The organism is Telluria sp. ZB4P36, assembly GCF_059685865.1.
This window is the reverse complement of record NZ_JCASIE010000003.1, coordinates 278515-291653: the sequence shown is the minus strand read 5'-3', so window position 1 is coordinate 291653 and position 13139 is coordinate 278515. Positions and strand designations below refer to the sequence as shown.

The window sequence follows — 13139 nt, the reverse complement described above, 5'->3', positions numbered from 1 at the left end:
GCTTCATGCGTCATGCATGAAAACCGGTGCAAACGTGGAAGCGGACAGGCCCGCTCGCCGCTGGCGCCGCTGGCAGTACAATATCGGATTACCTATCTTTTCTTTCATGAGATCGCCATGGCCGTCAATTCCCCCCTGCCAGTCGCAGCTGAGCTGAAACCCGTCAACGGCATCGAGATCGGCTTTGCCGAAGCCGGTATCAAGAAGCCCAACCGCAAGGACTTGCTGGTAATGAAGCTGGCAGAAGGCGCGACCGTGGCCGGCGTCTTCACCAAGAACCGCTTCTGCGCCGCGCCGGTCCAGGTGAGCAAGGCCAACCTGGCGGCCGTCGCCAAGGGCGGCAAGCCGATCCGCGCGCTGGTGGTCAACACCGGCAATGCCAATGCCGCGACCGGCGAGCCGGGCCTGGCCAACGCCCAGGCCACCTGCGCCGAAGTGGCGAAGCTGCTCGGCCTCGATGCCCAGCAGGTGCTGCCGTTCTCCACCGGCGTGATCCTCGAGCAGCTGCCGATCCAGAAGATCGTCGCCGGCCTTCCGACCGCCGTGGCGAACCTGAAGGCGGACAACTGGTTCAACGCGGCCGAGGCGATCATGACCACCGACACCCAGCCGAAGGCGGCCTCGCGCACCGTCAACATCGGCGACCACACGGTGACGATGACCGGCATCAGCAAGGGCGCCGGCATGATCAAGCCGAACATGGCGACCATGCTCGGCTACCTGGCGATCGACGCGCACGTGGCGCAGCCGGTGCTGGACGAACTCGTAAAGCATGCGGCCGACCATTCGTTCAACAGCATCACGATCGACGGCGACACCTCGACCAACGACTCCTTCATCATCGTCGCCACCGGCACGGGCAGCCTGCGCGTGGACGCCGCCAGCGGCTTCGAGTACGAAGCGCTGAAGGCGGCCGTGACCGACATCTCGCGCAACCTGGCCCAGCAGATCATCCGCGACGGCGAAGGCGCGACCAAGTTCATGACCATCACGGTGGAGCAGGGGACCAGCGTGGAGGAATGCCGCAAGATCGCCTACTCGATCGCGCACTCGCCGCTGGTCAAGACCGCCTTCTTCGCCTCGGACCCGAACCTGGGCCGCATCCTCGCCGCCATCGGTTATGCCGGCGTGGACGACCTCGACACCACCAAACTGGACCTCTACCTGGACGACGTGTGGGTGGCCAAGGCAGGCGGACGCAACCCGGACTACAAGGAAGAAGATGGCCAGCGCGTCATGAAGCAGGCCGAGATCACCGTGCGCGTCACCCTGGGACGCGGCGAGGCCGCGGCCACCGTCTGGACCTGCGACCTGTCGCACGACTACGTCTCGATCAACGCCGACTACCGTTCCTGACCGGATGACGCCACTGGAACAGTTCCTGCACCGCGCCGAAGCCCTGCTGGCGCGGGTGGAGGCGGTGCTGCCGCCGGCCATGCCGCGCGAGCCGGACTGGAAGCGCAGCTTCGCTTTCCGCTGGCGCAAGCGGGTGAATGGCGGCGGCAAGTACCTTGCGCCAGTGCTGCATGCGTCGAGCATCCGGCTCGAGGACCTGCAGCACGTCGAGGTGCAGAAGCGCCAGATCGAGCAGAACACCCGCCAGTTCGTGCTGCGCCGCCCGGCCAACAACGTGCTGCTGACCGGCGCGCGCGGCACCGGCAAGTCCTCGCTGATCAAGGCCTGCCTGAACGGCTTCGCCGACCAGGGCCTGCGCCTGATCGAAGTCGACAAGGCCGACCTGGCCGACCTGCCCGACATCGTCGACCTGGTGGCGGGCCGGCCCGAGCGCTTCGTGGTGTTCTGCGACGACCTGTCCTTCGAGGAGGGTGAGGCCGGCTACAAGGCGCTCAAGGTGGCGCTCGACGGCAGCATATCGGCGCAATCGGACAACGTCCTGATCTACGCGACCTCGAACCGGCGCCACCTGATGCCGGAAAAGATGTCGGACAATGCCGGCTATACCCACGGCGACGAGGGCGATTTGCATCCCGGCGAGACGGTCGAAGAGAAGATCTCGCTGTCGGAGCGCTTCGGCCTGTGGCTGTCCTTCTATCCCTTCCGCCAGGACGACTACCTCGACATCGTGGCGCACTGGCTGGCCAGCTTCGGCTGCACGCCGGAGCATATCGCGTCTGCGCGCATGGAAGCCTTGCAGTGGGCGCTGCAGCGCGGTTCGCGTTCGGGCCGGGTGGCATGGCAATTTGCGAAGGACTATGCCGGCAGACTGCCGGACAGTGAAACGAATGAATGAAGCAGTGAAGGCAAAGCCGGTCGACGTCGCCGTCGGCATCCTGATGCGCGCCAACGGCGACGTGCTGCTGGGCCAGCGCCCGGAAGGCAAGCCCTATGCGGGCTACTGGGAATTCCCGGGCGGGAAAGTCGAACCGGGCGAGGACATCTTCCACGCGCTGCAGCGCGAGTTCGTCGAAGAGCTGGGTATCCGGGTCCTCAGTGGCGAGGCCTGGTGCTGCGTCGAGCACGTGTACGAGCACGCGCACGTGCGCCTGTACTTCTATATCTGCCGCGAGTGGGAAGGGGAGCCGCAAAGCCTGGAAGGGCAGGCTTTTGCCTGGCAGGGCGGGTACAGCGTCAGTCCCTTGTTGCCGGCGACGATACCCTTGCTTGAGTGGCTCGACCGGGTACGTTTCGCTTAGAGCGCCTAACAATTCCCCCGATGGCTGCGTTGCATCGTCTCGCCGTACTAGCGTACTGTCTTCGACGATGCGCCTTGCCCTCGGGGTTTTGTTAGGCGCTCTTAGTCGTCCGCCAGCTTGTCGTCCTGGGGATCGCTCGGCGCCGCGCCGGGAATCGTGTACTTCTCTTCGGCCCAGGCACCCAGGTCGATCTGCTTGCAGCGCTCGGAGCAGAACGGGCGGTACTTGTTCGCCGGGGTCCATTCGACCTTCTTGCCGCAGGTCGGGCAGGCTACAACAGTCATATCGCTACCACTTAAAAATTACAGAGAGTCAGGTTGAAGGGCACGTCTTCTTCGAGCGCCTTCGGCTTGCAGTCGCCGTCCTGCGAGGTGAAGCGCACCCACAGCATGTACTTGTTGGCCGAGATCTCGGGAATCGCACCCTGGGTTTCGTCGATCGACAGGCGCAGCATCTGGTACACCTTCCCCTGCAGCATCTGCTGATAGCTGCCGCCGGTGGCGACCATGTTGACAGGTCCGCCGGAATCGCGCAGCAGGCGCAGCACCAGGGCCAGGGCCTCGAACAGCGGGGCCAGCGGGGCGAACCAACCCATGATATCGGAAGACCGCTGTTCGGCAGGCCGGTGCTGCCAGGCGTAATACGATGGTAAATCGAACTCGCAGGCGCCGCCCGGGATGATGGTGCGGCCGCGGATGCTCATCAGCCACTCGTTGTCGCGCACGTTCTGGCCGGTCTTGCCCTGCGCCGCCACCAGGGCGCCGCTGACGGCGTCGAGCTCGGCCAGCACGGCGTCGAGGGTCTCGCTGGCGACATTGGGATTGCTGCGGTAGGACAGCAGGATTTGTTTCTGACGCTCGAGTTCCTGCAGCAGGTCGGATTTCAGGTCGGCGCGGCCGGCCACTTCCAGCATGTCGAAGATCGTGGCCAGGGCCACGTGGTGTTGCATCGGGTGCTCTTGGTGCACAAAGAATTTGAACTTCTCGTACAAATCTTCCAGCCGCAACAACGTGCGAATCCGCTCGTTGAAAGGATATTCGTAGACGATCAAAATGACATTCCTCTGAATGTAGGCTGGCGAGCAACCCCGTGATTCTGAACCATGCTGCGTAAAATTACAAATCCCGCATTGACTTAAATAAAATTAGTTTTGCGTTTCTTTGCTCATGGATAAATACAAAGCGTGCAAAACGGCGACCTGCGGGTGCAGCGCGTCCAGCCCATCGTCGTTCAGGATGATGTCGTCGGCCGCCGCCCGGCGCTGTTCGCGCGTGACCTGGGCGGCCATGATGGCGCGCACCTGGGCTTCCGCCAGGCCGCTGCGGGCCATCACGCGCGCCACCTGGACGTCTTCCGGGCAGTCGATCGCCAGGATGCGGCTGACGCGCCCGCGCCAGGTGCCGGACTCGATCAGCAGGGGCACGACGAAGATCAGGTAGTCGCCGGTGGCGATCGCCGCGGCGGCGGCGGTGGCGTCGCGGATCTTCGGATGCAGGATGGCTTCCAGCCGGGCGCGCGCCGTGTCGTCGCTGAAGACCAGGGCGCGCATCCGGGCGCGGTCGAGCGCGCCGTCCGGCGTGGCGAAGTCGGCGCCGAATTCCGCCAGCAGGGCCGGCATCGCGGCGCCATGCGGCGCGGTGAGCGCATGGGCGATCTGGTCGGTGTCGATCACGGAGGCGCCGCGGGCCGCGAACATGTCGGCCACGGTGCTCTTGCCGCAGCCGATGCCGCCGGTCAGGCCGACCGAGAACGCGGGAGGGCGGGGAGCGTCCATTTCAGCCGGCGACGACGGCCTGCAGCTGGGCGCTGATGCCGCTGCCGTAGAGCAGGGCGATCAGGCCGGCCGCCGCCAGGTAAGGACCGAAGGGGATCGGCTTGTCGCGTCCGCGCTTGGCGAACACGATCAGGCTGATGCCCACCAGCGCGCCCACCACCGAGGACAGCAGGATGATGGTCGGCAGCATTTGCCAGCCGAGCCAGGCGCCCAGGGCCGCCAGCAGCTTGAAGTCGCCGTAGCCCATGCCTTCCTTGCCGGTGACCAGCTTGAACAGCCAGTACACCGACCACAGCACCAGGTAGCCGGCGGCGGCGCCGATCACGGCGTCGGCGAGCGGCACGAAGGTCCCGTTCAGGTTGACCAGCAGGCCGGCCCACAGCAGCGGATAGGTCAGGTCGTCCGGCAGCAGCTGGGTGTCGATGTCGATGAAGGTCATGGCCACCAGCAGGAACAGGAACAGCAGCGTCGCCAGGCCGGCCAGGCCGCTGCCGAAGGTCCATACCAGCAGGCCGGCCAGCACGCCGGTGAGCAGTTCGACCGCGGGATAGCGCGGCGAGATCGGCGCCTTGCACTTGCGGCATTTACCGCGCAGGGCCAGCCAGCTGACCACCGGGATGTTTTCCATGGCCGTGATCTGGTGCCCGCAGTGCGGGCAGCTCGAGCGCGGCACCATCAGGTTGTAGCGGTCGGTATGCGGCGGTTCCTTGCCGCTTTCCTGGGCCACGTAGTTGTCGGACTCGCGCTGCATCATCTTCGGGATGCGGTGGATGACCACGTTCAGGAAGCTGCCCACGAGCAGCCCGAACAGGGCGGCCACGAGGGTGGCGCTCAGGGTGGCCGGCGGGGCGAACAGCAAGGATTCCAGGGGCATGGCGGCAGGTCCGGTCAAAAACAAAGGGAGAGAATCGGGTTGGCGCAAAAAGATTCTTTACATCAACCTATTGTAGAGCTTTCCTGCGATTTGGCGAAGCTTCCGCGAGCAGGTCTGCACCCTGGCGCACGATTGTGAGGGATCATGCTCCGGCCGTGGCGCGCGGCTACGCTGGTTCTCTCCGCCACTGCCGGGTGCCTGCGATGCCACGCGCAACACTGACTTTCCTGAACCATGCCTGCTTCATGGTGCGCACCGACGCCGCGCTGCTGGTCGCCGATCCCTGGCTCGAGGGTGCGGTGCTCGACGGCGCCTGGAGCCTGGTGGATGGCGCCAGCAGCACCAGCGAGCTGCTCGACACGCTGAATGCCGCCGGCGTGCCCATCTATATATGGTGCTCGCGCGCCCAGCCCGACCGCTTTCCGCTGCCTTTCCTGCGGCGCTTCCGCTCCGAATTCCGCGGCATCGCGACCTTTCTCTACCGTCCGGGGCGCGACATGCGCATCGCCAGGGAGCTGCGGCGCCTGCGGCTGCCGGTGGCGGCCTGCCCGGACGGCGTCACGGTGGGGCTGGCCGGCGACCTGCGCCTGACCGCGCTCGCCAACGGCGACGGCGACACCGCCTGCCTGATCAGCTGCGGCGGACGCAGCATCCTCAACCTGGGCGACCGCGCCCTGGCCACGCCGGCGGCCTGCCATGCGGCGGCGCCGCGCATCGCCCAGGCGGCGTCGCGCATCGACCTGCTGCTCACCGGTTTCGGCAGCATGGGCTGGTGCGGCAATCCGGAACAGTTCGCGCTGCGCGAGGCGGCGGCCAAGGCGGCGGTGGAGCGCCTGGCGCTGCAGGTCGAGCGCTTCCGGCCAAGGCTGGTGCTGCCGATCGCCTCGTTCGCGCGCTTCGCGCGGGTCGACAATGTCTGGCTCAACGGCGGCAGGTTGTCGCCGGCCGAGCTGCTCGAGGTGTCGCGGCTCGACAAGCTGCTTGGGGTGATCCGTTTCCTGGCGCCCGGCGCCAGCATCGACCTGCAGCGCGACACGCCGGGCACGCTGGCCTGCGCCCACGAGCGGGCGCTGGAACACTGGACCGAAGGCTGGCGCAGGCGTCCGCCGCCGCTGCCGCGCCTGCCGCAAGCCTCGCTGGGCGAGCTGAAGGCGGCGTTTTCCCGTTACCGCGAGCGGGTCACGGCCGGGATGCATGTGCTGCCCTGGCTGCTGGAAAGGATCGGGCTGCTGCGTCCCTTGCTGGTCTACCTGCCGGACCTGCGCCAGACCGTGGAGCTGTCCTACCGGCATGGCTTCCGCCTGCGGCCGCGGGCCAACGGCGAACTGCCGGCGGCCCACGTGGCGATGTTTTCGGGAACGGCGCTGCAGTTGCTGCGTGCCGAGGACGGCTTCGACACCGTCCATGCTGGCGGCTGCTTCTGGACGTTGCGGCGCAGCGGCCTGTCGGCCTTCGGACGCTTCTTCCTGCCGCAGCGTATGGGAAGGCGCGGCGCCGACCGGCACCGGCCCCTGGCCATGGGCGGTTATCTGTGGCGGGCGCTGCTGGGACGGATGGCGCGCGGGGTGCAGGCGGCCTTGCGCTGAAGCCAGCGAAAGGCCGCCCGCCGTCTCAGCCTGCCGCCGCCGGCGGCTCGCCGCGGGTACGCAACAGCGAGTACAGGATGCCCGACGCGATCAGCAGGCCGGTGACGGCCAGCGACAGGCCAGCCGGCACCTTGCCGCCGAACACGAAGTCGCCCAGGAAGATCTTCGAGCCGATGAAGACCAGCACCGCGGCCAGCGAGTATTGCAGGTAGTGGAAGCGCGCCACCATCGCCGCCAGCGCGAAGTACAGTGCACGCAGGCCCAGCACCGCGAAGATGTTCGAGGTGTAGACGATGAACGGGTCGCTGGTGATCGCGAAGATCGCAGGCACGCTGTCGACCGCGAACACGACGTCGGTGATCTCGACCATGCACAGCGCCAGGAACAGCGGCGTCGCCCACAACAGCGTCTTGCCGGGTTGCGCCGGGTCGGGCTGGCGCACCAGGAAGTGATTGCCGTGCAGCTCGGGCGTGACGCGCAGGTGGCGCTTCAGCCAGGCCAGCACCTTGCTTTCACGGATGTCGTCGCCGCTGGTCGAGACGAAGAACATCTTGATGCCGGTGAATACCAGGAAGGCGCCGAAGATGTACAGCACCCAGTAGTAGTTCTCCACCAGGGCCGCGCCGGCGCCGATCATGATGCCGCGCGTGACGATCACGCCCATGATGCCCCAGAACAGCACCCGGTGCTGGTAGAGCGGCGGGATCGCCAGGGTAGCGAAGATCAGCGAGATCACGAAGATATTATCCAGCGACAGGCTCTTCTCGATCAGGAAGCCGGTGTAGAAGTGCAGGCCCTTTTCGCTGCCGAGCTCGAACCAGACCCAGAGACCGAAGGCCAGGCCCGCCGTCAGGTAGAGCGCCGACAGCTTCAGGCTTTCCTTGACCCCGATGACGTGGTCTTTCTTGTTCAGCACGCCGAGGTCGAAGGCCAGCAGGACCACGACGATCGCGATGAACACCAGCCAGGTCCAGGCCGGTGTGCCGAGCCATAAGGTAGTGAGGATGTCCATGATAATTTCCCTTATCGGTCGTCAAGGCCTCAGGAAGCCAGTGCAGCCGTGCTGAAGGCATCCTCGGCGCGGTCCTGGCCGAACCAGGCGCGCGCCGCGCGGCGTACCAGCGTCGTTTCGCGGCCGTCCAGGTGGCCGTCGGCGTGGACGATGTCGACCATGGTGCGCCACACGCGGAGCTGCAGAAGCGGATCGCGGATGTCGAGCAGCAGGGCGTCCATCAGGCGCGGGTCGATCTCGACCAGCCCGGCGCGGCGGTTGCTTGCCGCATCGAGCAGGTCTTCGCACAGTTCGCGCAGGGTGCGGTCGAAGGTGTCGTCGTCGATCCCGGCCTGCTCCAGGTACTCGGCGCGGTGCATCGCATGCACCTCGGATGGGCTGACATGGCCGTCGACGATCATGGTCAGGGCCAGGATGCGGCTGACTGCTTCGGAACTATTGGTGGAATACGTGTGCATGGCGACCTCGTCGGTAATAAATGAAAGTGGATTCACTATAGAAGCCCACAAATGCAAAGTAAAATCGATTAATCTTTCGTAAAGCGTAAGTTTTAATTGAGGATTGTTCGATGATTAACTACAAGCACCTGCACTACTTTCACGCGGTGGCCACGCTGGGCACCGTGGCGCGCGCGGCCGAGCAGCTGCACGTGACGGCGCAGGCGATCAGCATGCAGCTGCAGCTGCTCGAGGAGCAGCTGGACGAAGAGCTGTTCAAGAAGAAGGGGCGGGTGCTGGAACTGACCGAGGCCGGCAAGACCGTCCTGCGCTATGCGGAACAGATCTTCGACCTCGGCAACGAGTTGGAAGAGGCGGTGCGGCGCGGCGCCTTCAACGGCGACGAGACCCTGCGCGTCGGCATCTGCGACGTGATCGCCAAGACGCTCGCCTTCCGCCTGCTGCAGCCGGCGCGTGAGGCGGGCCTGGCGATGCGCCTGATCTGCCGCGAAGGCCGCTTCGAGGACATGCTGCTGGAACTCACGGCGCACAAGCTCGACCTCGTCATCGCCGACCAGGGCCTGCCGACCGGCGGCGCGGTGCGCGGTTTCACCCACCTGCTGGGCTCGAGTACGCTCACCGTGTTCGGCCATCCCGCGCTGTGCGCGGCCTGGCCGGGCGAGTTTCCGCAGCGGCTGCGCGGCGCGCCCTTCCTGTTGCCGGGGCAGGACGCGGCCATCCACACCCAGCTCAAGAGCTGGTTCGAGAGCCAGGCGCTGCGCCCGATCACGGTGGGCGAGTTCGACGACGGCGCGCTGCTGAAGTCCTTCGCCCGCGCCGGGGCCGGCTTCATGGTGGCGCCCACGGTACTGTCCGACATCGTGCGGGCGGAGAATGGGCTCGAAGCCATCGGAACCATCGACAGCATCGTCGAGCATTTCTATGCCGTGTCGGTGGAACGGCGCGAACGGCATCCGGCGGTACGGCGCATCCTCGATGGGGCGGCGGCGGTGTTCGGCGGCGCGGCCTGAAAATGCGAAGGGCAGGTCCATGGACCGGCCCTTCTGTGCAGCGCTCTAGCGTCGGTGATGGTGGAGATCAGGTCGTTATGTGACCGAAAGATCGCACGCATCAGCCGCCACGTTCTACAAATGGTGCGCCACGATCGACATCAGGCAGACTTGTTACCGCTCGAGATCCCAGACCATCTCGTCAATGCGTACTCTGATGCGCTCGCGCGGCGACCCGACCCGCATTACCTAGGTCGCGGCCACCTCGATAGTGCGGCGCCCGCCCTCCCACGTCAATTCCACCTTCAAAGGCCGGTTCGACGTGATCGTCACCTCTGGCGCCACGCGCGCATCGGCGCGCTTGGCCACCGCCAGCTGCACCAGCGTGTCCTTGCCGATGGCGTAGTCCTTGACGCCATGTTCGTCCAGCAGGCGCACATCCCACACCAGCACCTTGCGTGAGAAATCCGGACGCAGGCCCAGCACATATTCCAGGAACACGGCGATCGGACCGACTCCACCCCAGCCGACGAAATCGTCCTTGGCTGGTTTACCGGGCGCGGCCTTTTCGGGCTGATAGTTTTCCCAGAAGGTGCCGGTGCTCTCGTACACCTTGGTGACCATGTCGTGGTGGCGCGCACCGAGCTTGTGCGCGAGCTCGTGGCTGCCGAGGGAGCTGAGCATGCGAAGTACCATGTAGTTAGTCGAGGGCCAGACGCCACCCTGCCAGTAGGCGCCTTCTTCGCGGTATTCCGGATCGTCCGCCGACAGGGTCGGAATCGGATGCGGACGCCCGAAAGTCTTCGGATTCGTCAGGTGGGCGAGCATGCGCGCGCGCCGCGCCGGCGGGGCGATCCCGGCCATCAGGACCCAGTAACCGGCAACCGACTTGCAGTCGCTCCTGGAGCCGTCGCGCCGCACGTCGACATAAAAGCCCTGCTTTTCATTCCACATGTGCTTGTTGATGAAGGCGCTCAGCGCAGCCACCTCGGCCGGCAGATCGCGCACATCGGCCTGGCGACCCAGCACCGCTGCCATCTTCAGCAGGACCTTGGCGGCGAACACCGCTTGCGCGGTGGTGTCCACCCAGCTCATGTGGTCGTGGTCGAATTCGTGGCTGACACCCTTGGATACGCGCGGCTGGTTGTCCATGCCGCAGGCCCAGCCGGTGGCCCAGTAGGTGCCGTTCTGCCAGCTGCGGTTCTTGCGGAACCAGCGATAGTAGGCCAGCAGCGGCGGGAATACGGCGGCCAGGCGTTCGCGGTCGCCGAATTGTTCGTAATATTCCCACTCCGACCAGGGCATCAGGTTTGGGCCGGTGCTGGCCGGATCGTCTGAGGCGAATGCGTCCTGGCCATTGCTCAGACGGATTTCGCGGCAGATGAAGCCATCTTCGTGCTGCTTGGCGTACATATTGTCGAGCGTGCGCTGGAACGAAAACGCCCGCTCGCCGTAGCGGCCGAACATCAGGATGAACACCGAATCCCACATGAACAGGTTGTTGTTGAAGGCGGTATCGATGAAGGGCGACACGAAGCCATTCGCGGCCGTCACCGGCTTGGTGTTCTTGAAGGCCAGTTCCCAGGCTTTCCAGTAACCGGCCACGGCGCTGTCATGCCCGCTCCAGAATGGCTTGGGCAGCTGCGCACGCGCTTCGGCAAAGGTCGGCGGGCGGGTGGTGTCCGGCGCACGCGCGATGAAGACGTTTTCCTTCACCATCGGATCGGGCTGGGAGCGGTCGTAGAAAGGACTGGCGCGTTTCCAGCGTCCCGCCGGCATAGCGGCCTTGGCAGGGGTTTGGGCTTGTGTGGCGGCGAGCGGGGCCGCCGCGCCCAAGGCGACGACGGATTTCAAGATATTGCGGCGGCGGTTCATGGATTCCCGATGTTGTTCACTGATGGTCGGCAAGGGCACGCCCTCACTCCCTCAGTGTCTGCTACGCCCCGGCTGGAATCAATTCCGTTTTTTCGACAATTCATTAGGTTTCTGTTAGCTCTATCAATACGCCTGACCTGAAACACGTACAACGGAATGACGGTGCCCGAAGCGCGTCGGCTGAAGGATTTGGAGGCCGAGAACCCCAAACTGAAGAACCGTCTGGCCGAGCAGGTTCTGGCGATCGAAGGACTGAAGGAGATCGCCGAAAAAATTGGTGACCCGGCAACCAGACGGACCGCCACGGCCGTCATGAAATGGCTGCGTGACCAGAATATCGGACCGGCTTACATCGCGCCAGGCAGCCCATGGCAATACGGCGTCGTCGAGCGCTTCAACGGCAAGCTGCGCGATGAATGCCTGAACCGGAAATGGTTTGTCAGCCGCCAGGAGGTCAAACTGATCATTGAGAAATGGCGGCATTTCCATATCAAGGAGCGGCCGCACTCTGCACTTGGCAACCGCACACCGGCATCAGTCGGACGTGAACGGAGCCAGGAACAGGCTGCCTGAAGTCGAAGACTAACAATCGCCCTGGCTACAAATTGGCCGATCAGGTCACGAAGTCACTGCGAAGTTTTCTGAGATACTGCTACGTATTCTGAGTACCTGCAGCGCCGCTTACACCACCGCCCCCAGCTTGAAGATCGGCAGATACATCGCCACCACCAGGCCGCCGATCAGCACGCCCAGGATCACCATGATCAGCGGCTCCATCAGCGACGACAGCCCGGCCACCGCCTCGTCGACTTCCTCTTCGAAGAAGTCCGCCACCTTGCCCAGCATGGCGTCGAGCGAGCCGGATTCCTCGCCGATCTGCACCATCTGGATCACCATGTTCGGGAACACGTTCACGTTCTGCATCGAGATCGTCAGGCTGGTGCCGGTGCTGACCTCGGTCTGGATCTTCTTGGTCGCCTCCAGGTAGACGTCGTTGCCGGAGGCGCCGCCGACCGAGTCGAGGGCTTCGACCAGCGGCACGCCGGCCGCGAACATGGTCGACAGGGTGCGGGTCCAGCGCGCGATGGTGGCCTTGCGGATCACGGCGCCGAAGATCGGCAGGCGCAGCAGGATGCGGTCCATCGCCTGCTGCACCTTGCGCGAGCGCTTCCAGGACTGGAAGAAGAAGTACAGGCCGGCGAACAGCGAACCGAAGATCACCCACCACCAGGCCACGACGAAGTCCGAGATCCCCATCACGATCAGGGTCGGGGCGGGCAGGTCGGCGCCGAAGGAGGTAAACACTTCCTTGAAGGCCGGCACCACCCAGATCATGATGACCGCCGTGACCACGAAGGCGATCGCGATGATCGAGATCGGGTACATCAGGGCCGACTTGATCTTGGCCTTGATCGCCAGCGTCTTCTCCTTGTAGATCGCCAGGCGGGTCAGCAGGTCTTCCAGGATGCCGGCCTGTTCGCCGGCGCCGACCAGGTTGCAGAACAGCGGGTCGAAATAGACCGGGTACTTGCGGAAAGCGTTGTTCAGGCTGGTGCCGGTCTCGACGTCGTTGCGCAGGTCCATGATCAGCTTGGCCATCGAGGGATTGCCGTGGCCCTTGCCGACGATGTCGAAGGCCTGCAGCAGCGGCACGCCGGCCTTCATCATGGTGGCCAGCTGGCGCGTGAACAGGGTCAGGTCCTTGTCGGTGATCTTGCGTCCGCTGCGCAGGGCCTTCTTCTTGACCTTGGTGACCAGGATGCCCTGGCGGCGCAGCGTGACGTTGACGATCGCCTCGCCGCCGGCGCGCAGCTCGCCGCGCACGGTCTTGCCGGTCTTGTCCTTGCCTTCCCAGGCATAGACAAATTCCTTGACCTGCGCGCCTGCGCGGCTCCGGGTTTGTAGGGACGTTGCCAT

The 13139-nt window shown here is 65.0% G+C and carries 14 protein-coding genes; 6 read left to right on the top strand and 8 right to left on the bottom strand.

The window, feature by feature from the left end:
• Positions 1–117: 117 nt before the first annotated feature.
• The 3 genes from argJ to AC56LK_RS06520 are packed head-to-tail and all read left to right on the top strand — an operon-like array spanning position 118 to position 2654.
• Positions 118–1356: a bifunctional glutamate N-acetyltransferase/amino-acid acetyltransferase ArgJ gene (argJ, locus tag AC56LK_RS06530; RefSeq protein ID WP_497183755.1), complete on the top strand. Its 1239-nt coding sequence runs from the start codon at positions 118–120 to the stop codon at positions 1354–1356.
• 4 nt (positions 1357–1360) lie between these two features.
• Complete coding sequence (locus AC56LK_RS06525) at positions 1361–2251, top strand: ATP-binding protein (RefSeq protein ID WP_497183754.1); 891 nt, start codon at positions 1361–1363, stop codon at positions 2249–2251.
• Positions 2244–2654: an NUDIX domain-containing protein gene (locus AC56LK_RS06520; RefSeq protein WP_497183753.1), complete on the top strand. Its 411-nt coding sequence runs from the start codon at positions 2244–2246 to the stop codon at positions 2652–2654. Before AC56LK_RS06525 ends, AC56LK_RS06520 begins: the two co-directional genes overlap by 8 nt.
• 101 nt (positions 2655–2755) lie before the next feature.
• Here AC56LK_RS06520 and yacG read toward each other — a convergent pair whose 3' ends face one another.
• From yacG to AC56LK_RS06500, 4 genes are all read right to left on the bottom strand, one after another.
• Positions 2756–2938, bottom strand: coding sequence for a DNA gyrase inhibitor YacG (gene yacG / locus AC56LK_RS06515; protein ID WP_497183752.1), 183 nt, complete (start codon positions 2936–2938; stop codon positions 2756–2758).
• 11 nt (positions 2939–2949) lie between these two features.
• On the bottom strand, positions 2950–3705 hold the full coding sequence (gene zapD, locus AC56LK_RS06510; protein ID WP_497183751.1) for a cell division protein ZapD: 756 nt from the start codon (positions 3703–3705) through the stop codon (positions 2950–2952).
• 93 nt (positions 3706–3798) lie between these two features.
• Positions 3799–4428, bottom strand: a complete 630-nt coding sequence (gene coaE / locus AC56LK_RS06505) for a dephospho-CoA kinase (protein WP_497183750.1) — start codon at positions 4426–4428, stop codon at positions 3799–3801.
• A 1-nt stretch (position 4429) separates the two neighbouring features.
• Positions 4430–5302 (bottom strand): prepilin peptidase, encoded by an 873-nt coding sequence (locus tag AC56LK_RS06500; RefSeq protein ID WP_497183749.1) that lies wholly within the window; start codon positions 5300–5302, stop codon positions 4430–4432.
• 203 nt (positions 5303–5505) lie between these two features.
• On the opposite strand from AC56LK_RS06500, the gene AC56LK_RS06495 reads away from it, so the two are divergent.
• Positions 5506–6888 carry a hypothetical protein gene (locus tag AC56LK_RS06495; RefSeq protein ID WP_497183748.1) on the top strand — a complete coding sequence of 461 codons (1383 nt, stop codon included), beginning with the start codon at positions 5506–5508 and terminating at the stop codon, positions 6886–6888.
• 25 nt (positions 6889–6913) lie between these two features.
• On the opposite strand, the gene AC56LK_RS06490 is transcribed toward AC56LK_RS06495, so the two are convergent.
• Together AC56LK_RS06490 and AC56LK_RS06485 are read right to left on the bottom strand one after the other, a co-directional pair.
• Positions 6914–7900 carry a TerC family protein gene (locus AC56LK_RS06490; RefSeq protein ID WP_497183747.1) on the bottom strand — a complete coding sequence of 329 codons (987 nt, stop codon included), beginning with the start codon at positions 7898–7900 and terminating at the stop codon, positions 6914–6916.
• A 29-nt stretch (positions 7901–7929) separates the two neighbouring features.
• The gene (locus tag AC56LK_RS06485; RefSeq protein ID WP_497183746.1) at positions 7930–8358 is read right to left on the bottom strand and encodes a tellurite resistance TerB family protein; all 429 of its coding nucleotides are present in this window, start codon (positions 8356–8358) and stop codon (positions 7930–7932) included.
• Positions 8359–8468: 110 nt separating this feature from the next.
• Here AC56LK_RS06485 and AC56LK_RS06480 point away from each other — a divergent pair, with 110 nt between their 5' ends.
• Complete coding sequence (locus AC56LK_RS06480; protein ID WP_497183745.1) at positions 8469–9368, top strand: LysR family transcriptional regulator; 900 nt, start codon at positions 8469–8471, stop codon at positions 9366–9368.
• Between the two features lie 228 nt (positions 9369–9596).
• On the opposite strand, the gene AC56LK_RS06475 is transcribed toward AC56LK_RS06480, so the two are convergent.
• Complete coding sequence (locus AC56LK_RS06475; protein ID WP_497183744.1) at positions 9597–11222, bottom strand: amylo-alpha-1,6-glucosidase; 1626 nt, start codon at positions 11220–11222, stop codon at positions 9597–9599.
• Positions 11223–11378: 156 nt separating this feature from the next.
• Here AC56LK_RS06475 and AC56LK_RS06470 point away from each other — a divergent pair, with 156 nt between their 5' ends.
• Positions 11379–11795, top strand: a complete 417-nt coding sequence (locus AC56LK_RS06470) for an integrase core domain-containing protein (protein WP_497183743.1) — start codon at positions 11379–11381, stop codon at positions 11793–11795.
• 108 nt (positions 11796–11903) lie between these two features.
• On the opposite strand, the gene AC56LK_RS06465 is transcribed toward AC56LK_RS06470, so the two are convergent.
• Positions 11904–13139 (bottom strand): type II secretion system F family protein, encoded by a 1236-nt coding sequence (locus AC56LK_RS06465; RefSeq protein ID WP_497183742.1) that lies wholly within the window; start codon positions 13137–13139, stop codon positions 11904–11906.